This is a genomic window from Blastococcus jejuensis, from assembly GCF_039534705.1.
GTDB lineage: Bacteria > Actinomycetota > Actinomycetes > Mycobacteriales > Geodermatophilaceae > Blastococcus_B > Blastococcus_B jejuensis.
Genome location: NZ_BAAAVV010000004.1, coordinates 232,010 through 251,568, shown reverse-complemented (window position 1 = coordinate 251,568; position 19,559 = coordinate 232,010). Strand labels below are relative to the sequence as shown.

Genomic DNA, 19,559 nt, shown 5'->3' with positions numbered 1-19,559 from the left:
CGTCAGCCCCAGGCGGGCGGCAGCACGGGCGTGCGTGCCAGCTCCGCCTTCGCGATCGAGCGCAGGTGCACCTCGTCCGGGCCGTCGAACAGGCGCATGGCGCGGTGCCAGGCGTACATGGCGGCCAGCGGGGTCACGTCGGTCATGCCCGCGCCGCCGTGCACCTGGATGGCCCGGTCGATGACCCGGGTGGCCGCGCGCGGCACGGCCACCTTGGCCATGGCGACGAGGTCCTTGGCGGCCTTGTTGCCCTGCGTGTCGATGACGTGGCTGGCGCGGTGGCAGAGCAGCCGGGCCTGCTCGATCTCCATCCGGGACTCCGCGATCTGCTGCTGCACGACGCCCTGGTCGGCGAGCCGGCTGCCGAAGGCCACCCGCTCCTTGGCCCGCAGCACCAGCAGCGCCAGGGCGCGCTCGGCCGCGCCGAGGGCGCGCATGCAGTGGTGGATGCGGCCGGGGCCGAGCCGGGCCTGGGCGGCGGCGAAGCCCCCGCCCTCCTCACCGATGACGTTGGTGACGGGCACCCGCACCTGGGAGAAGAGCACCTCGGCGTGCCCGTGCTGGTCGTGGTGGCCGAGCACGGGGTAGTCGCGGACGACGGTGATGCCCGGCGTGTCGCGCGGCACGAGCACCATCGTCTGCTGCCGGTGCGCCGGCGCGGCCGGATCGGTCTTGCCCATGAGCACGAAGACCGCGCACCGGGGATCCATCGCCCCGCTGGTCCACCACTTGCGGCCGTTGATGACGTACTCGTCGCCGTCGCGGTGGATGCGGGTGGCGATGTTCGTGGCGTCGCTGCTGGCGACGTCGGGCTCGGTCATGGCGAACGCCGAGCGGATCTCGCCGGCCAGCAGGGGCTCGAGCCACTCCCGCTTCTGCTGCTCGCTGCCGAGCAGGTGCAGCAGCTCCATGTTCCCCGTGTCCGGCGCGGCGCAGTTGATCGCCTCCGGGGCCAGGTCGAGGCTCCACCCGGACAGCTCGGCGATCGGCGCGTACTCCAGCTGGGTCAGGCCGGACTCCGACGGGAGGAAGAGGTTCCACAGGCCCTCGGCCCGGGCCCGCCGCTTCAGCTCCTCGACGACGGGCGGCACCTCGTGGCCGTCGGGACCCGCCGCCCGGCGCTGCGCGAGGTACTCGCCCTCCGCGGGCAGGACGCGATCGCGCACGAACGCGAGCATGCGGTCGTGCAGGTCACGGGCCCGGGGCGACGGGGCGGGCAGGTCGTGGTCGAGCATCGGGATCTCCTGCGGGGTCGGGGCGGACCGGTCGGCCGTCGGTGTCCACGGGAGACCGATCCTGCCGTTCTCCGGTGCGCTCCGTCGGGCGGCCGGGCGCACTAGCGTGCTGGGCACGGAGGCCTGCCATGCGACGGGACGCGGTTCGGGAGTACGTGCGCGGGTCGCTCTGGGTCATCCCCACGGCGTCGGTCGCGGTCGCGCTCGCCCTCGGGGCCCTGATGTCGCAGGTGGACGTCGGCGCGACCTCGCCCCTGGCCTTCCAGGGCACCGCCGACGACGCCCGGAGCCTGCTCAGCGGGATCACCGGCACCATGATCACGGTCATCGCGGTGGTGCTCGGTCTCGCCGTCGTCGCCCTCCAGCTCTCCTCCACGCAGTTCTCGCCCCGCCTGCTGCGCAACTTCCTGCGCGACCGCGCGAACCAGGTCGTGCTCGGCGTCCTCGTCGGCACCTTCGCCTACAGCGCCGGTGGCCTGTTCACCGTCGGCGTCTCCGCCGGGGCGCGCAGCGACGAGTTCCCGCGGTTCGCCGTCTCCGTGGCCATCGGGCTGCTGTTCCTGAGCCTGGCCCTGCTCGTCTACTTCGCCCATCACCTGGCGCACTCGCTCCAGGTCGACTGGATCATGCGGGTGGTCGAGCAGACCGCCCTGCCGGTGATCCGCGGAGGGACGTTCACGACCGAGGGCGACGTGCTGCCGCCGCCCGCGGGGGCGGTCGCCGTGCCGGTGCGGCGCTCCGGCTACGTCCAGGCGGTGGACTGCCAGCGCCTGCTGCGGCCCGCGACCGAGCGGCGGGCCTCCGTGCGGCTGCGCCCGCACGTCGGCGAGCACGTCGTCGCGGGGACCGTCCTGGCCTGGGTCTGGGCGGACGCCCCCGACGACACCCCGGCGGCGGCTGCCGCGGTCGCGGCTGCGCTCGAACCCGCGGTGCGGATCGGCTTCGAGCGGACGCTCGAGCAGGACCTCGGCCTGGGCTTCCGGCAGCTCGCCGACCCGGCCTGCAAGGCCCTGTCCCCGGCGGTGAACGACCCGTACACGGCCATCCAGGCGATCGACCACCTGGCGGTCCTCTTCGGCGCGCTGGCCGCGCGGCCGGTCGGTGACCACGCCGGCCGCGATTCCGACGGGACGGTGCGGGTGCTCGTACCGGGACGGCGGTTCGGCGAGATCCTCACCATCACGGTCGGCCTGATCCGGCGGTACGGGGCGAGAGAGCCCAACGTGGCCCAGGCGCTCATGCGGCTGCTCGCCACGTGCGCGGCCCTCTCGACCGAGGACCCCGACCGGTGGGCCGAGATCGAGACGCAGGCGAGGCTGCTGGTCGCCGACTGCGAGCGTGCGGTCGGCCGCACCGAGGACCTCGCGTCGGTCCAGGCGCAGGCACAGCACCTGGACGAGGTCCTGCGCGAGCGCCGGGCCGGCCGCCCGACCGTTCCGGGAGCCGCTGCGCACCGGCCGGGACCGTAACCGGCCGGGACCGTAACCCGCCGGGACCGGCGGCGTTGTACCGGCCAGTAGGTTCCCTCGGCCCCGATGGAGAAGCCAGTGCGACGTCTCGCCGCGTGTGTCCTCGCCGCCCTCGTCGGGCTGCTCGTCGGGGCGCCGTCGTCCCAGGCGGCCGGCCCGCTCCGCTACGTCGCGCTGGGTGACTCCTACAGCGCCGCCTCCGGCGTGCTGCCGCCCGATCCGGCGGCGCCGCCGCAGTGCCTGCGCTCGACCAGCAACTACCCGCACGTGATCGCCGCGGCGACCGGGGCCCGGCTGACCGACGTCACCTGCGGCGGCGCGGACACCGACGACTACTTCGAGCCGCAGTACGACGGCGTCGCGCCCCAGCTCGACGCGGTGACCCGGGACGCCCAGCTGGTCACGATGACGATCGGCGGCAACGACAGCAGCGTCTTCATCAACTCGATCGTCCAGTGCGGTGCGGCCGGCATCTCGACCGGCGGTCAGGGCAGCCCCTGCAAGGACCGCTACGGCTCGTCGTTCCAGGACACCATCCGCACCACGACCTACCCCGCGCTGGTGCGCGCGCTGCGCGCGGTCCAGGCCGCCGCCCCGCACGCCGAGGTGGCCATCCTCGGCTACCCGTGGATCATGCCGGAGCGCGGTGGCTGCTTCGACCGCATGCCCGTCGCCGAGGGCGACGTCCCCTACCTGCGCGGCATCCAGGCGACGCTGAACGACGCCGTCCGGCGCGCGGCCGCCGCCACCGGGGCGACCTACGTGAACATGAACCGGGTGTCCGACGGCCACGATGCCTGCCAGCCGATCGGCGTCCGCTGGGTCGAGCCGGTGCTGCAGGGCACCAACGCGGTCGTGGTGCACCCGAACGCGCTGGGGGAGTCCCGCATGGCGGCCCAGGCGATGCGGGTCCTCGGCCTGGGGTGAGCAAGGGCGGCGCCGCCGGTCAGGCCTGGGAGACCCCGTCCAGATAGCGCCAGGCGCCGTCCTCCCGGACGAACCGGCTGGTCTCGTGCTGGGCACCGGGGGTGCGGCCCCGGACGTAGTGAGCGCGGAACTCCACGGTCCCCTCGGCGCTGAGCATCGATCCGTCCGACGTGGCCAGGACGTCCAGCCCCGTCCAGCGCACCTCGGGGTCGAGGGTCAGCGACCGCGGGCGCGTGGCGGGATGCCAGGTGGCGAGCAGGTAGCCGGCGTCCCCGACGACGAAGGCGCTGTACCGGGAGCGCATCAACTGTTCGGCGGTGGCGGCGGCCGTGACCCCCGCGTGCAGCGGGCCGCAGCACTCGTCGAGGGCGAGACCGGTCCCGCACGGGCAGCGTCGTGGCACGGCTCCAGTCTCCCGGCGGTCCAGGGCTCGGGGCCCGGCGGGTCCGGCCCAATGCCCCTGTCTGGGGACGGGTCCGGTGGGGCATACCTGGGGCATGCAGGTGCTCGCCCAGGCGCAGACCGGGAGTCCGGTGGCGGGGCTGCTCCTCGCGATGCTCGCGGCGGTGCTCTTCGCGGTGGGGGCGGTGCTGCAGCACGAGGCCGCCGAGCTCAGCACGACCGCCAGCGGACTCAGCCTGCGCAAGCTGATCCGGCGGCGCCGGTGGATGCTCGGCCAGGTCGCGACCCTGCTCGGCACGGGGACGCAGGTGGCCGCGCTCGCCGTGGCCCCGGTCGCCGTGGTGCAACCCATGCTCGCCGTCGCCCTCGTGGTGGGGCTCGGGCTCCGCGCCGTCCGGACGCGGCAGGCCCCGCTCCGGGTGGAGCTGATCGGCGCCGGCCTGACCGCGGGCGGGCTGGCGGTCTTCCTGCTCGCCGCCCAGCCGGCCGCCGGCGTCGACGCGCCCCCGCCGTCGACGCTGCAGGTCGTCGTCGCCGTCGTGGTGTCCGTCGTCCTCGTCGTCGGGGCCACCCTGTTCGGGCACGGGCCGCGCGGCGCGCTCGCGTGCGGCAGCGCCGCCGGGATCGCGGCGGGGATCGCCGCCGTGCTCATCTCCGTGGGCATCCGCAGCCTGCAGGAGGGCGGCTGGGTGCACGCGCTGGCCGGCGTCGCGCTCTGGGGGGCGGTCGTCGTCGCCGTGGTCGCCATCCTGGCCGGTCAGCAGGCCTACGCGCGGGGGTCGCTGGCCTGGTCCCTGCCGGCCCTCATCCTGCTCGACCCGCTCGCCGCGGTGCCGGCCGCGCGGCTGCTGCTGGGGGAACGGCTGGAGCCGGGGCAGGCCGCGATCTGGCTGCCGGCCGCGCTGGTCGCCGCCGTGGGTGTCGTGGTGCTGGCCCGCACGGGGCAGCCGCGGACCGAACGCGATCCCCGGCCCTCGGTCGCCGGGTGACGCGAGGGGCGGTGCCGGCGGTCAGGCGGCGTCGGTGACGACCCGGTCGCGCCCCTCGCGCTTGGCGAGGTAGAGGTGGGCGTCGGCGCGGCCGAGCACCTCGGCGGGGGTGACGTCGGCCGCACCGCCGGTGCTGGCCACCCCGATGCTCACCGTCACCGGGAGGTCGCCGGTCACCTCGGCCCACGGGTGCATCCGCACCGTGCGGCGGAGGTTCTCCAGATGCCGCGCGGCGGACTCGGAGTCGGTGCCGGCCAGGACGAGGAGGAACTCCTCGCCGCCCATCCGGGCGGCGAACGAGCCGTCGCCGGCGTCGGCCGGCAGGCCGGTGTCCTGCAGCATCTCGGCGACCGCGCGCAGCACCCGGTCGCCGACCTCGTGGGAGCGGGTGTCGTTGATGCGCTTGAAGTGGTCGAGGTCGAGCAGGGCCACCGTGACGGTCCCGGCCGCGCCGGCGCCGCGGCCGAGCAGGCGCGGCAGCTCGTCGTCGACGTAGCGGCGGTTGTAGAGCCCGGTGAGGGGGTCGCGGAGCGAGAGCTCGCGGTAGCGACGGGTCTGCCGGCGGGCCTCGGTGGTCTCGTACATCGCCTGGAGGGCCCGGGCTCGGGCGTCCCGCTCGGCGGACTGCAGCTCCATGAGCTCGTCGCAGTAGGTCTTGTGCTCGGCGTACGCGGCCCGGAAGTCGCCGCTGGCGGCGTGCACCTCGGCCTGTTCCCGGCGGGCGCGCACGCGGATCGACGTCAGGCCGTGCTGCTCGCAGCGGCGCACCGTCTCGTCGAGGACATCCTGGGCCGCAGCGAGGTGACCGCGGCGCCGGCGCACCTCGGCGAGGGTCAGCAGGAAGTCGGCACCGGCGTCACCGTCGAGGGACTCGCGCAGCACCTCGGGGCGCAGCCCGGGCAGCAGCGCGGCCTCGGCCTCCTCGAGGCGCCCCAGCTCCATGAGCGCGCGGCCGACGGTGTCGAGGCGGCCGACGCTCAGGGGGACGCCGTGCCGGTCGGCGAGGTCCTGGAGCTTCGTGCTCCAGACCAGCGCCTCGTCGAACGCACCCGCGAGCGTCTCGCAGTAGGAGCGGTTGTTGAGGACCATGAGCTGGCGGTCGACGTCGCCGATCTCCTCGGCCAGGCGCAGGACCTGGTCGTACCGGTCCCGGGCGCTCAGGTCCCCGTTGAGACCCAGGCAGTCGGCGAGGCGGGCGACGTGGTCGATGCGGGCTTCGGGCGCCGCGTCCTCGTCGAGCAGCTCGACCGCCCGGACGCCGTGCTCCAGGGCCAGCGAGAGGTCGCCGAGCTCCTGGAAGACGGCGGTCAGGACGAAGTGGCTGCGTGCGAGGAGGTGCCGGGAGTCGTGGTCGGTCGCCCAGCGGTGGATGTCCTCGGCGCGGCGGCCGGCCTCGGCGACGTTCCCGCGTCGCCGGAGCAGGTCGGCCTGGACCAGGCGGGCGCGCAGCGCGAGGTCGGTGCGGCCGAGGTCGTCGGCGGCGACGGCCGTCCGTCCGGCCCGCTCGTGGGTGTCCTCGCGGTCGAACCGGGAGAGGTTCTCCAGCTCGGCGACCGAGGCGGCCAGCGCACGGGCGCGGACGTCGGCGGCGGGTGGGGGCGCGAGCTCGCCGTACCCCTCACCCCGCGTGTCGCCGAGGTCCGCGGTGGTGGTCACAGGTACCCATCGGCATCCGTCGTCGCAGCTTGAGGGCCGATTTCGGTGATCTAGCCCTCTCGGACCACTGGCGCCCCAGCCGTCACACGCGCCGTCCCCACGGGCTCGCCGTCGGCCGGCGAACGGGTCGGCGTTAGGCTCGCGCATCATGCCGATCAGGTCGCCGGAGGACGTGCCCACGGGGCTGTACCCGGTGATGCCCTCGTTCGACTCGCTGCGCGGCGGGCGCCGCCGCACGGCGACCGACGTCCTCGTGCCGGAACGACCGCGCCCCGAGCAGAAGGCTCCCGCGCCCGCGCCGCGGCCCCCCGAGTACGCCGACCTGCTCCGCCTGGGCGTGGTCGTGGCCCGCGCGGTGGCCGCCGCACCGTTGCGGGTGGCCCGCTGGTCGCTCCGGCAGCCGGGGAACTGCGCACGCCGGCTGCTCGGCGTCTGACCGAGTTGTCGGACCGCCCGGCGACACTGCCGGGGTGAACCGGGTCCTCCTGCTGCGCCGCGGGGAGGATGTGGTCGAGGCGCTGGAGAGCGCCGACGACGGCACGCCGGTCGGGGTCACCCGGCTGCCCGCCCCCGAGCTCGCCGGGTTCGTCCGGGACCGCGAGGCGTCCCCGGCCCGCTGGGTGTGGGACGACACCACCCGCTGGTACCCGGCGCTCCTGCAGGCCGGCGTCCGGGTGGAGCGGTGCACCGACCTCCGGCTCGCCCACGCCGTGCTCCGGCGGTCGCCGTTCGTCGACCAGTCCGTGCTCGCGGGCCCCCAGACCCCGGGGTGGGACGCGCTGCAGCCGGTCACGTCGACCGAGACGGCGCTGTTCCCGCTCGAGGACCCCGCCGACCGGCTCGACCCGGCCGTCGAGCAGCACCGGCAGCAGGCGGCCGTCGCGGCGTCGGCGCAGCGCGGGCGCCTCGGGCTGCTGCTCGCCGCCGAGTCCTCGGGCGCGCTGGTGGCCGCCGAGATGACGCACACCGGCCTGCCCTGGCGCGCCGACGTCCACGCGCGCCTGCTGACCGAGGTGCTCGGCCCACGGCCGGCTCCCGGGCAGCGGCCGAGCGAGCTCGAGCGGCTGCTGCGGCAGATCCGGGCGGCCTTCGGCGCCCCCGCCCTCAACCCCGACTCACCCGGGGAGCTGCTGCGCGCCCTGCAGACGGCGGGGCTCCCGGTGAGCGACACGCGCTCCTGGACGCTCGAGCAGCTCGACCATCCCGGCATCGCGCCGCTGCTGGAGTACAAGAAGCGCTCGCGCCTGCTCCAGGCCAACGGCTGGACCTGGCTCGAGGCGTGGGTGCGCGACGGGCGGTTCCGGTCCTGGTTCGTGCCCGGTGGGGTGGTGACCGGGCGGTGGGCGTCCAACGGTGGGGGAGCGCTGTCGGTCCCGGCCCAGGTGCGCCCGGCGGCCGTCGCCGACGAGGGCTGGCGGTTCGTCGTCGCCGACGTCGCCCAGCTGGAGCCGCGCGTGCTCGCGGGCATGAGCGCCGACACCGAGATGGCCGAGGCGGCGCGCGCCGCGGACCTCTACGAGGGCATGGTCGCGAGCGGGGCGGTGGCGACGCGCAGCGAGGCCAAGGTCGGCATCCTCGGCGCCATGTACGGCGGCACCCGAGGCGAGAGCGGGCGCATGCTGCCCCGGCTGGCCCGCCGGTACCCGCGGGCGATCGGGCTCGTCGAGGAGGCCGCCCGCGCCGGCGAGCGCGGCGAGGTGGTGCACACGCTGCTCGGCCGGGGGTCGCCGGCGCCCCGCGGCGCCTGGGCGGACCGTGCCGCCGACCTCGGCGAGCCGCCGGACGCGGGGGAGTCGCGGCAGGAGCAGGACCGCCACCGCCGCGCCTGGGGGCGGTTCACCCGCAACTTCGTCGTCCAGGGCACCGCGGCGGAATGGGCCCTGTGCTGGCTGGCCGACCTGCGCAACCGGCTGTGGCGGCTCGGCGGCGGCACGCCGGCCCAGCGGCCGCACCTGGTCTTCTTCCTGCACGACGAGGTCGTCGTCCACACCCCCGAGGACCTGGCGGACGACGTCGTCCGGGAGGTGCGTCAGGCCGCGGCGGAGGCCGGCCGCCTCCTGTTCGGGGCGTTCCCCGTCGACTTCCCGCTCGACGTCGCGGTCGTCCGGTCCTGGGCCGACGCCGGCTGAGGCACCGTCAGAGGCGCCGGCTGAGGCATCGTCAGAGGGCCGACCAGCCTCCGTCGGAGGGGAGCACCACGCCGTTGACGTTGCTGGCGTCGTCGGAGGCCAGCCAGGTGATCGCGGCCGCCGGCTGCTCGGGCGTCGCGAGCCGTCGGTGTGGCGGACATGATCGTCGACCCGCTGCCGTCGGCTGCGGTTGACCATCCCGCCGCCGCACAGAATGCTCAGGCGGGAGTTGCGGTGGCCGCGTCCAGCGTCAGGGAAGAGGTACACGGTGTTCAGCCGGATCGCGGTCGTCAACCGGGGCGAACCAGCCATGCGTCTCATCCGCGCGGTACGGGAGCTCAACGCCGAGCACGGCCACGGCATCCGCGTGATCGCGCTGCACACCGAGTCGGAGCGGCGGGCGACCTTCGTGCGCGCCGCCGACGAGGCGGTCGTGCTCCACGAGACCGGCGCGGGCAACCCCTACCTCGATCACGAGGAACTCGGGCGCGCGCTGCGGACGGCCCGCGCCGACGCGGCCTGGGTCGGGTGGGGTTTCGTCGCCGAGGACCCGGCGTTCGCCGAGCTCTGCGCCTCGCTCGGGGTGACGTTCATCGGCCCCCCGCCGGCAGCAATGCGGCTGCTCGGCGCCAAGATCGAGGCCAAGGTGCTCGCCGAGGCGACCGGGGTGCCGGTCGCGCCGTGGAGCGGCGGCCCGGTGGAGGGCGTCGAGGACGGACGCCGGCACGCCGCCACGATCGGTTACCCGCTCATCGTCAAGTCCCGCAGCGGCGGCGGTGGCCGCGGCATCCGGATCGTGCGCGCCGAGGCCGAGCTCGAGGAGGCGCTCACCCGGACGCAGGCCGAGGCGCTGCGCACCTTCGGGGACGCCACCATCTTCATGGAGCGGCTGGTGGAGGGGGGCCGGCACGTCGAGGTGCAGGTCGTCGCCGACCAGTACGGCGGCGTGTGGGCGCCCGGCGTCCGGGACTGCTCGGTGCAGCGGCGCAACCAGAAGGTGATCGAGGAGTCGAGCTCGCCTGCCCTGACCGCCGAGCAGTCGATCGCGTTGCGCGAGTCCTCGACGGCGCTGGTCCGCGCCGCGGGGTACGTCGGCGCCGGCACGGTGGAGTTCCTCTACCAGCCCGAGGAGCAGCTGTTCACCTTCCTCGAGGTCAACACCCGGCTCCAGGTGGAGCACCCGGTCACCGAGGAGACGACCGGCCTCGACATCGTGAAGCTCCAGCTGCACGTGGCCGCCGGTGGCCGGCTGGAGGGCGCGCCGCCGCCGGAGTCCGGGCACGCGGTCGAGGCCCGGCTCAACGCCGAGGACGCCGAGCAGGGTTTCGCGCCCGCCCCCGGCCAGGTGGAGCTGCTGCGGCTGCCCACCGGGCCGGGCATCCGCGTCGACACCGGCATGAGCGTCGGCGACGTCATCCCACCCGCCTACGACTCGATGGTCGCGAAGGTCATCGCCTGGGGCCGCGACCGGCCCGAGGCGCTGGCCCGCCTGCGGTGCGCGCTGCGCGAGACCACCGTCGTCCTGCGGGGCGGCACGACCACCAAGTCGTTCCTGCTCGACCTGCTCGACCGGCCCGAGGTGGTGGCCGGTACCGCCGACACCGGCTGGCTGGACCGCACCGGCACGACGGGTCCCGCGGAGGCCGCACCGTCGGCCTACGCGGCCCTCGTCCAGGTCGCCGTCGACGCCTCCGACACCGAGGAGGCGGCCGAACGGGCCGCCTTCCTGGCCTCGGCCCGCGGTGGCCGCCCCCGCGCGCGGCACGAGGTCGGCCGCACCCTCGAGCTCGGGTACCGCGGCCAGGTCTACCGCCTCACCGTGACCAAGATCGGCCGGGACCGGTACCGCGTCGAGATGGACGGGCGTTACGCCGACGTCGACGTCGACCGGCTCAGCGCGCTGGAGAGCCGGCTGTCGATCGGCGACGAGCGCTTCGCGGTGGTCTCCGTCGAGGCGGTGGGCTCGCACCTGGTCGAGGTCGACGGGGTCACCCACCGGGTCACCCGGGACGCCGGCGGGCTGGTGCGCGCCCCGGCCCCGTCGGTCGTGGTCGCCCTGCGGGCAGAGGTCGGCCAGGAGGTGGAGGCCGGCCAGACGGTCGCCGTCCTGGAGAGCATGAAGATGGAGACGGCGGTGCGCGCGCCGTTCGCCGGCCGCGTGCGCGAGATCCTCGTGTCGGCCAACTCCCAGGTCGACGGGGGCGCGGCGCTGCTGAACCTCGAGCGGCTCGGCGGCGACGTCGAGGCGGCCACCGGCGACCGGGTGGAGCTGCCCGGTGGCGACGCCCGGGCGCGCGAGCACCGCGACCGGGCGCTGTCCCTCCTGGCCGCGCTGCAGGCCCTGATCACCGGGTACGACGTCAGCGCGAGCTACGCCCAGCAGTTGGTCGCCGAGTACGGCACCGCCCGGGCCGAGCTGGCCGACGACGACGCCGAGCTCCTGCACGGCGAGCTGACCGTGCTGACCACCTTCGCCGACCTCGCCGAGCTGTCGCGCAACCGCCCGGCCAGTGCCGAGGAGGAGGCCGACCAGCAGGTCCACAGCCCGCGCGAGTACTTCCACGCCTACCTGCACTCGCTCGACGTCGACCGGGAGGCCCTGCCGGAGACCTTCCGCGCGCGGCTGTCGCGGGCGCTGCGGCACTACGACGTCGAGGTCGACCTCCATGACGAGGTGCCCGGGCCGGCGCTCGAGGAGGCCGTGCACCGGCTGTTCCTGGCGCAGCAGCGCACGGCCGACCAGCTGCCGGCCGTACTGGCGCTGCTCGACCGCTGGCTGACCGCGCCGGCGCCGCCGTCCGGGCCCGAGCGGGCCGAGGTGGCCGACGTGCTCGACCGGCTCGTCGTGGTCACGCAGCTGCGCTACCCGGCGGTCGGCGACCTGGCGCGCGCGGTGCGGTTCCGCTACTTCGAGGAGCCGGTCGTCCGGGAGAACCGGCAGGTCGTGCTCGAGTCGGCCGCCCGCCTGCTCGCCGAGCTGGAGGAGGCCGCCGCACGGGGCGACGGCGAGGAGTCCATGCGTCGCGTCGAGGCGCTGGTCGAGAGTCCCGAGCCGCTGATCCGGCTGCTGGCCGAGCGCGCCGAGCGGCGGTCCGCGGTGCCCGATCCCGTCCTGGAGGTGCTCTCCCGCCGCTACTACCGCAGCCGCGACCTGGAGAACGTCCGGTCGTCGCTGGTGGAGGGCCGGTCGTGCGTCACCGCCGACTACGAGGTGCGTGGCACCCGGCTGCACCTCGTGGCGCTCATGGGCCCGATCGCCGATCTGCCGGCCGCGCTCACCGCGGTGGTCCGGACGGCGGCCGACGTCCCCGAGGCGCGCACCCTGCTGGTCGACCTCTACGTGTCCTGGCCCGACCGTCCGGCCGATCCCGACGCGATGGTCGGGGAGCTGCGCGGGATGCTCGCCGAGCTCGCGCCGCTGCCGTCGGTCCGCCGCGTCACGGTCACGGTGTGCACGCCCGGCGGCGACGTCGAGACGGTCACGTTCCGGCCGGCGGACGACGGGCTGGCCGAGGACCGGATCATCCGCGGCCTGCACCCGCTGACCGCCCAGCGGATGAACCTCTGGCGGCTCAAGCACTTCGACGGCGAACGCCTGCCGTCGGCCGAGGACACCTACCTGTTCCACGTCACGGCCAAGGACCAGCCCAGCGACGAGCGGTTCATCGCCATGGCCGAGGTGCGCGACCTCGCGCCGCTGCGCGACGAGGCCGGCGAGATCCTCGGGTACCCGACCGTCGAGCGCCAGCTCACCGCCTGCCTCGACAGCCTCCGGCGCGCCCAGTCCCGGCGGCGGTCGCGCCGGCCGCTGGAGCACAACCGGGTGTTCCTCTACGCCTGGCCCTCGATCGACGTGCCGCTGTCCGACGTCGCGAGCTTCGCCCAGATGGTCGGACCGCTGACCGTGGGCGCCGGGCTGGACCAGATCATGCTGTTCGCCCGGCTGCAGGAGCCCGGCCAGGAGCCGCGCGAGGTGGCGCTGCGGTTCTCCTACCGGCCCGGAACCGGCATCGCGCTGCAGCTCACCGACCGGCCGACCGAGCCCATGCGGCCGCTCGACGAGTACACCGAGAAGGTCCTCAGCTCCCGCGCCCGCGGGGCGGTGTACCCCTACGAGCTCGCCCCGCTGCTCGCCGGCGCGGGCGGCACGTTCGTCGAGCACGACCTCGACGACGGCGGGCGGCTGGTGCCGGTCGACCGGCCGCCGGGGCAGAACACGGCGGGCATCGTCGCGGGCGTCGTCAGCACGCGCACCCCGCGCTACCCCGAGGGCATGACCCGGGTGGCGCTCTTCGGCGACCCCACCAAGGCGCTCGGCACGGTCGCCGAGGCCGAGTGCGCGCGGGTCATCGCCGCCCTCGACCTCGCCGAGGAGCGCGGCATCCCGGTGGAGTGGTTCGCGCTCTCCTCGGGGGCCACCATCTCGATGGCCAGCGGCACCGAGAACATGGACTGGGTCGCCCGGGCCCTGCGCCGGATCATCGACTTCACCCAGGCCGGCGGGGAGATCAACGTCGTCGTCGCGGGCATCAACGTCGGCGCGCAGCCCTACTGGAACGCCGAGGCCACGATGTTGATGCACACCAAGGGCATCCTGGTCATGACGCCCGACAGCGCGATGGTGCTGACCGGCAAGCACTCGCTCGACTACGCCGGAGGCGTCTCGGCCGAGGACAACTTCGGCATCGGCGGCTACGACCGGATCATGGGCCCCAACGGGCAGGCCCAGTACTGGGCGCCCGACCTGCTCGCCGCCAGCCAGCTCCTGCTGACCCACTACGAGCACGCCTACGTCGCACCGGGGGAGCGGTGGCCGCGGCCGGCCGAGAGCACCGACCCCCGCGACCGGGACGTCCGCTCCTTCCCGCACACGCATCCGGGCAGCGACTTCACGACCGTCGGCGACATCTTCTCCGCGACCGCCAACCCCGAGCGCAAGAAGGCGTTCGACATCCGGACGGTCATGCGCGCGGTCACCGACCAGGACCACCCGGTGCTGGAGCGGTGGGCCGGCATGGCCGACGCCGACACCTCGGTCGTGTACGACGCGCACCTGGGCGGCCACCCGGTCACGGTCATCGGCATCGAGTCCCGGCCGATCCCGCGGCGCGGCACCGTCCCCGCCGACGGGCCGGACCAGTGGACGGCCGGGACGCTGTTCCCGCGCTCGTCGAAGAAGACCGCGCGGGCGATCAACGCCGCCAGCGGGAACCGGCCGCTGGTGGTGATCGCCAACCTGTCCGGCTTCGACGGGTCACCGGAGTCGCTGCGCCAGCTCCAGCTGGAGTACGGCGCCGAGATCGGGCGGGCCATCGTCAACTTCGACGGGCCGATCGTCTTCTGCCTGGTCTCGCGCTACCACGGCGGTGCCTTCGTGGTGTTCTCCGGCGTGCTCAACGACAGCATGGAGGTGCTGGCGGTCGAGGGCTCCTACGCGTCGGTGCTCGGCGGCGCTCCGGCCGCCGCCGTCGTCTTCACCCGCGAGGTCGACAAGCGCACGGCGGCCGACCCGCGCGTGCGCGACCTGGAGGCGGCGGTGGCCGCGGCCGAGGGCGTCGACCAGGCCCACCTGCGGGTCGAGCTCGCCACCCTGCACGCCGCCGTCCGCTCGGAGAAGCTCGGCGAGGTGGCCGCGGAGTTCGAGGCGATCCACGACATCGAGCGCGCCCGCCGGGTGGGCTCGGTGCACGACATCATCCCCGCCGCCGAGCTCCGCCCCCGGCTCGTCGCCGCCGTCGAACGGGGGATGGAGCGCGCGGGCTGAGCGGGCCGGTCAGCGGTAGCAGTAGGAGTCCGAGGACGCGTCGCCGCCCTGCAGCCGCACCTGGTGCGGGCGCAGGCCGCGCCAGTCGTCGCCGTGCGGGAAGAACCGCTCGTCGATCCTCAGCCCGCCGGCCGCGGGATCGGTGTCGAGCTTGGCCATCCAGGAGCCGACGCCCGCGGGGAAGAACTGGTCGTCCCACGCGCCGTAGAGGGAGTTGGTGACGAAGATCCGCCGGCCGTCGCGGCTGACCTCGACCATCTGCGGGCCGCCCGCCAGCGGTTCACCGGGGGCTGCGGGGTGGGCTGTCCTCCGGACGATGCCGCCGAGGTGCACCGAGCCGACCTCGCGGGGGTGGGCGGGATCGGAGACATCGAACTGCTTGAGCTCCCCGGTGCCCCAGCAGGACACGTACAGCATCCGGTCGTCGACCGAGAGGTCGATGTCGGTGACCAGCGGCGGCACCGCGCCGAACGGCTGCAGGGCGGGGGGCAGGTCGGCTGCGTCGGCCGGCTCGGCCGGGATGGTGATGACCTTGTCGACGGCCCACTCGCCGCCGTCGCGGTGCCAGCGCCACACCGAGGCGGACAGGTCGGCGGTCGACACGACGACGCCGACGAACCCCCAGGTCGCCTCGGGGTCGTGCGACGGGCGCAGCTCCAGGACCATCTGGTTCTCCACGCCGAGGTCCACGGTCTGCAGGTTGCGGCCGGTGGCGAGGTCCCAGAAGTGCAGCCGGTGGCCGTACTTCCCGCCGAGCAGCAGGTCGGGGACCAGGCCGTCCTCGATCATCGACGGGGTGCCCCACTCGCTGGAGATCAGCGTGTTCTGGTTGAGGTGCCACCAGGCGTCGTAGGCCAGGTACTGGTCGCCGCGGTCGGTCTCCCAGGCGCGCAGGACGTCGAAGGTGGTGTGGTCGAGCAGCGCGATGCCGCCGGGTCCGTCCCCGTTGCCGTTGCCGCTGCCCAGGCAGGTGAGGAAGACGCCGTCCGGGCCGCAGTGCAGCGTGTGCGGCCGCGAGTAGCCGGCCTTGGCGGCCAGCTCCTCGGGCTCGATCGTCTTGTGCAGGTGGGGGGCCCGGGGGTCGGGCCGGGTGTCGTAGACGTGGATGCGGGAGCTGCGCAGGCCGGGCAGCAGCAGGAAGCGGCGCTGCAGCCCGTCGTCGCCCATGTCGTGCCCCTCGTGCTTGAGCGCGCTGGAGCACGCGTTCCAGCCGAAGTGGTGCAGCTCGTCGCCCGTCGTGGGCAGGTCCGCCCAGCCGACGACGCGGCCGTAGGTGTCCGAGGCCTCGTCCACGTCCACCACGGTCAGGGCATCGTGCCTCTCGGCGGCCCGGTCGAAGGCCACCACGTAGGCCAGCTGCTCGGTCGGGGCGCCGATCGCCTCGGCCGGGGTGCGGTAGAAGGTCGGGTCCATCGTGCCGGGCGCGCCACTGGTCTCGCTCATCGTGATCGTCTCCTGGAGAGCGCGGGACAGGGCGATCGGGCGTCGTCGCCCCCCTCGCCCCGGCCCCGGCTCGGCGGCCGGACAGCGAGATCCCTGCAGCATCGTCCCCGGAGCCGGGGAGCGGAAGGCGCACCGTCCCGGCTCCGCCGCCTCAGCCCCGCGCGGGCAGTCCCAGCTCGGCCCGGAGGAGGGCGGCCGCCTCGGCGAGGGCGCGCATCTTGCCGGCGGCCGAGGCCCGGGGGAGGTACTTGAGGCCGCAGTCGCTGGACAGCATCAGCCGGTCGACGTCGACGTCGTCCAGGGCCCGCCGCACCCGGTCGGCGATCGTGCCCGGGGTCTCGACCTCGGGGGTCGAGAGGTCGAGGACGCCGAGGGCGATGCCCTTGCCGCGCAGCGGGCGCAGGGTCGCCGGGTCCAGGTGCGACTGCGCCGTCTCCACCGACACCGCGTCGGCGGGGGTGTCGGCCAGCTCCGGCAGGAACGAGTAGCCCTCCGGCCGCTCGGCCACCATGGCGGCGTAGCCGAAGCACAGGTGCACGTGCACCGGGCCGGCGGCGCCCTCCAGCGCCCGGGTCAGCGCCTCGGCGCCGTACCGGCGGGCCACCTCCGGGCGGGCCTGCAACCAGGGCTCGTCCACCTGGACGATGTCGGCCCCCGCGGCGAACAGGTCGGCGATCTCCGCCCGGACGACGTCGGCGTAGGCCAGGGCCAGCCCGCGGTCGTCGGGGTAGTGGTCGTTCTGCGCCTGCTGGGCCATCGTGAACGGCCCGGGAACGGTGATCTTGACGGCGCGGTCGCTGTGCGCGCGCAGGAACGCGACGTCGTCCACCTGGACCGGGGCCGGCCGCCGGATGTCCCCGGTCACCCGCGGCACCGGGATGTCCAGCCCCGACCGGTTGCGCACCGTCCCGGGGTGCTCGAGGTCCAGGCCGTCGAGCGCGGTGGCGAAGTGGTTGGAGTAGGACTCCCGCCGGATCTCCCCGTCGGTGACGATGTCGAGCCCGGCCTCCTCCTGCGACCGGATGGCGGCGAGGGTCGCGTCGTCCTGGGCCTCGGCCAGGAACTGCTCCGGGATGCGCCAGAGCTCCCGCGCCCGCACGCGCGGGGGGAACTGGTGCCCCAGCCGGTCCCGATCGATCAGCCAGTCGGGCTGGGGCAGGCTGCCGACGATCATCGTGGGCAGCGGCGGGAGCGGGGCCGGCATGGGGGTCTCCTGTCGGGGTGGATCAGGGGTGGGGCAGGTCGGTCGCGCAGAGCAGGACGTCCTGGCAGCCGTAGGAGTCCATCAGCGAGATGGTGCCCAACTGGTCGGGCCGCAGCTCGACGGGGCCCTTCCGGCCGAGGGCGTAGCACCGGTACCCGTCGGACGTGCAGAGGTCGGCCAGCAGCGCGCGCAGGCGCGGCGTCCCGGGCAGGACCTCGACGAACAGCGCCGGCCGGTGCGCCCGGAGGTGCTCGCGAGCGGCGGCGAGCAGGGCGTGCTCCTGCCCCTCGACGTCCAGCTTCAGCAGGTCCACCCCGTGCAGCAGCCGGCGGACGTCGACCGCGGTGACGTCGGCGACCGGGACCGCGCCCCGGGCGAGGTCCGCCGGCAGCTCGGTGCCTGCGGGCAGGTAGGCGATCGTCGGCGTGGCCTGTTGGTCGGCCGGGACGAGCAGCGGAACCGAGGTCACGCCCTGCTCGGCGACGGCCGCCGCCACCACGACCTGGACGGAGGTGACGCCGTTGCGCGCGAGGTTGGCCCGGCACGCCTCCGCGGACACCGGGTGCGGCTCGACGGCCACGTACCGGGCGCCGGGCCCCACCGCCCGGCCGCCCTGGACGGTGAAGTAGCCGACGTTCGCGCCGAGTTCGAGCACCGACCGCGCCTCGCGGCAGAACGCGAGCCACCACGGGAGCAGCTCGGGTTCCCAGCCGGCCTCCCCGCCCCACCAGTAGAGCTGGCCGAGCACCTGGGAGTCGGTCGCGCCGAACACCAGGTCCGGGTTGTCGAGCAGCCGGAACGTCCCGACCCGCCGGGGGATCCCGCCCCGGTTCAGCCACCGCAGCACCGGCCCGGGGGCACCGCCCCCCGGCGCGAGGCGGCGGCGCAGGGCGTCGGCGAGGCGAGGGGGCATCCGGCCGACGACGAGCCGCGCCAGGGGCGCCCCCGGGGTCACAGCGGCGCGGCGTAGCCACCGAAGGCGCTCGGGTTCTCCCAGACGCGGACCCCGAGGGTCGCCCCCGGGAGCCGGCCGAGTGCCGCCGCGAGCTCCCCGTGCAGCCAGCGGGCGAAGACCTCGACGGTCACGGCCTCCGCCGGCACGACCGTCTCCAGGTCCCGTCCGGCGATCCGGCCCGCCGCGTCTCGCAGGGCCTGCTCCAGCACGTCGAGGTCGACGACCATGCCGCGCTCGTCGAGGTCGTCCCGGCGCACGACGACGTCGAGCCGGTAGTCGTGCGAGTGCCGCTCGCCCTCCGGCGGCGGCATGCCGGGCATGACGTGGAAGGCCACCACCTGCGTCGCCGTCCCGGTCTCGTACACGGCGCTATTGATAGCGCAGCGCGACGTGCAGCACACCCGCGGCCTGCTGGTCGAGCGCCGCATAGGCCCGCGCGGCGTCGGCGAAGGCGAACTCGGTCGTGGCGAGGCCTGCCAGCGGCAGGACGTCGAGCAGGGCGGCGGCAGCCGCGCGGCGGCGGGCGTGGTCCCACCGGCCGGCGAGCGCGGCGGGGATCGTGGACACCTGGCTGCTGCGGATCGTGAGCCGGCGCCGGTGGAAGGGGCCCCCGAGCGGAAGCGCCACGTCCTGCCGGCCGTACCAGGAACCCACCAGGGCGGTGCCCTCGTGGGCCAGTAGGTCCAGGGCTCCGCCGAGGGCGGCGGGGTTGCCCGACAGCTCCAGCAGCAGCGGCACGCCGCCGGCCGGGATCCGCGCCGGCAGCTCGCCGGGTGCGACCGCGTGCACGCCCAGCGACCGCGCGAGCGCACGCCGCTCGCCCTGGGGGTCGGCGGCGAGGACCGTGGCACCGCCGCGCTGCAGCAGCAGCGCCGTGAGGAGCCCCACGACGCCGAGCCCGAGCACGACGACGGTCTCGTGCGCCACCTGTCCGGCGTCCAGGCTGAGCTGCAGCGCGGTCTCGACGGAGGGGAACAGGGTGGCCACCCGCGGGTCCGTGCCGGGCGGCAGGACGACGACGTCGTCCTCGGCGACCACGAACCGGTCCTGGTGCGGGTGGAACGCGAAGACCGTCGTCCCGGGGGCGAGGGAACCGCCGCCGCGCTCGACCGTTCCGACGCAGCTGTACCCGTAGGCGAACGGATACCGGAAGGTGCCGCCGAGCGCCCCCAGGCGCTCGTCCAGGGGCAGGGCGGGGTCGAGCAGGCCTCGGTAGGCGAGCAGTTCCGTGCCGGTGCTGATCCCGGAGAAGCTGGTTCGCACCAGGAGTTCACCGGGCCCCGGCTCGGGCAGGTCGACGGGCCCGACCTCGACGCGGCGGGGGGCGACGAACTGCAGCCGAACGGCCCGCATCCGGTTCTCCTTCCGTTCCGGCGAACCTGATGG

15 protein-coding genes are annotated in these 19,559 nt (G+C 75.1%); 6 read left to right on the top strand and 9 right to left on the bottom strand.

The features are described from left to right. Positions 1-2: 2 nt before the first annotated feature. Positions 3-1,235 carry an acyl-CoA dehydrogenase family protein gene (locus tag ABD644_RS10790; protein WP_344688856.1) on the bottom strand — a complete coding sequence of 411 codons (1,233 nt, stop codon included), beginning with the start codon at positions 1,233-1,235 and terminating at the stop codon, positions 3-5. Between the two features lie 128 nt (positions 1,236-1,363). Here ABD644_RS10790 and ABD644_RS10785 point away from each other — a divergent pair, with 128 nt between their 5' ends. Together ABD644_RS10785 and ABD644_RS10780 are read left to right on the top strand one after the other, a co-directional pair. Beyond that, complete coding sequence (locus ABD644_RS10785) at positions 1,364-2,704, top strand: DUF2254 domain-containing protein (RefSeq protein ID WP_344688855.1); 1,341 nt, start codon at positions 1,364-1,366, stop codon at positions 2,702-2,704. 66 nt (positions 2,705-2,770) lie between these two features. Next, the gene (locus ABD644_RS10780; protein WP_344688854.1) at positions 2,771-3,631 is read left to right on the top strand and encodes an SGNH/GDSL hydrolase family protein; all 861 of its coding nucleotides are present in this window, start codon (positions 2,771-2,773) and stop codon (positions 3,629-3,631) included. A gap of 19 nt (positions 3,632-3,650) precedes the next feature. On the opposite strand, the gene ABD644_RS10775 is transcribed toward ABD644_RS10780, so the two are convergent. Further along, positions 3,651-4,034 carry a YchJ family protein gene (locus ABD644_RS10775; protein ID WP_344688853.1) on the bottom strand — a complete coding sequence of 128 codons (384 nt, stop codon included), beginning with the start codon at positions 4,032-4,034 and terminating at the stop codon, positions 3,651-3,653. Positions 4,035-4,110: 76 nt separating this feature from the next. Between ABD644_RS10775 and ABD644_RS10770 the strand changes: the two genes are divergently transcribed. Further along, positions 4,111-5,022 carry a DMT family transporter gene (locus ABD644_RS10770; protein ID WP_344688852.1) on the top strand — a complete coding sequence of 304 codons (912 nt, stop codon included), beginning with the start codon at positions 4,111-4,113 and terminating at the stop codon, positions 5,020-5,022. Positions 5,023-5,043: 21 nt separating this feature from the next. On the opposite strand, the gene ABD644_RS10765 is transcribed toward ABD644_RS10770, so the two are convergent. Beyond that, the gene (locus ABD644_RS10765) at positions 5,044-6,678 is read right to left on the bottom strand and encodes a GGDEF domain-containing protein (RefSeq protein WP_344688851.1); all 1,635 of its coding nucleotides are present in this window, start codon (positions 6,676-6,678) and stop codon (positions 5,044-5,046) included. A gap of 148 nt (positions 6,679-6,826) precedes the next feature. Between ABD644_RS10765 and ABD644_RS10760 the strand changes: the two genes are divergently transcribed. Both ABD644_RS10760 and ABD644_RS10755 read left to right on the top strand, forming a co-directional pair. After that, complete coding sequence (locus ABD644_RS10760) at positions 6,827-7,114, top strand: hypothetical protein (RefSeq protein ID WP_344688850.1); 288 nt, start codon at positions 6,827-6,829, stop codon at positions 7,112-7,114. Positions 7,115-7,148: 34 nt separating this feature from the next. Continuing rightward, the gene (locus ABD644_RS10755; RefSeq protein WP_344688849.1) at positions 7,149-8,807 is read left to right on the top strand and encodes a bifunctional 3'-5' exonuclease/DNA polymerase; all 1,659 of its coding nucleotides are present in this window, start codon (positions 7,149-7,151) and stop codon (positions 8,805-8,807) included. 31 nt (positions 8,808-8,838) lie between these two features. On the opposite strand, the gene ABD644_RS10750 is transcribed toward ABD644_RS10755, so the two are convergent. Beyond that, complete coding sequence (locus ABD644_RS10750; RefSeq protein WP_344688848.1) at positions 8,839-9,018, bottom strand: SDR family oxidoreductase; 180 nt, start codon at positions 9,016-9,018, stop codon at positions 8,839-8,841. A gap of 57 nt (positions 9,019-9,075) precedes the next feature. On the opposite strand from ABD644_RS10750, the gene ABD644_RS10745 reads away from it, so the two are divergent. After that, positions 9,076-14,571, top strand: coding sequence for an ATP-binding protein (locus tag ABD644_RS10745; RefSeq protein WP_344688847.1), 5,496 nt, complete (start codon positions 9,076-9,078; stop codon positions 14,569-14,571). A 9-nt stretch (positions 14,572-14,580) separates the two neighbouring features. Here ABD644_RS10745 and ABD644_RS10740 read toward each other — a convergent pair whose 3' ends face one another. From ABD644_RS10740 to ABD644_RS10720, 5 genes are all read right to left on the bottom strand, one after another. Then, positions 14,581-16,014: a selenium-binding protein SBP56-related protein gene (locus ABD644_RS10740; RefSeq protein ID WP_344688846.1), complete on the bottom strand. Its 1,434-nt coding sequence runs from the start codon at positions 16,012-16,014 to the stop codon at positions 14,581-14,583. Between the two features lie 151 nt (positions 16,015-16,165). Next, the gene (locus ABD644_RS10735; RefSeq protein WP_344688845.1) at positions 16,166-17,218 is read right to left on the bottom strand and encodes a 5-methyltetrahydropteroyltriglutamate--homocysteine methyltransferase; all 1,053 of its coding nucleotides are present in this window, start codon (positions 17,216-17,218) and stop codon (positions 16,166-16,168) included. 22 nt (positions 17,219-17,240) lie between these two features. Further along, positions 17,241-18,173, bottom strand: a complete 933-nt coding sequence (locus ABD644_RS10730; protein ID WP_344688843.1) for an FkbM family methyltransferase — start codon at positions 18,171-18,173, stop codon at positions 17,241-17,243. After that, positions 18,170-18,538 (bottom strand): 6-pyruvoyl trahydropterin synthase family protein, encoded by a 369-nt coding sequence (locus ABD644_RS10725; protein ID WP_344688841.1) that lies wholly within the window; start codon positions 18,536-18,538, stop codon positions 18,170-18,172. Before ABD644_RS10725 ends, ABD644_RS10730 begins: the two co-directional genes overlap by 4 nt. Before the next feature lie 4 nt (positions 18,539-18,542). Beyond that, on the bottom strand, positions 18,543-19,526 hold the full coding sequence (locus tag ABD644_RS10720; RefSeq protein WP_344688840.1) for a zinc-binding dehydrogenase: 984 nt from the start codon (positions 19,524-19,526) through the stop codon (positions 18,543-18,545). Positions 19,527-19,559: the final 33 nt, after the last annotated feature.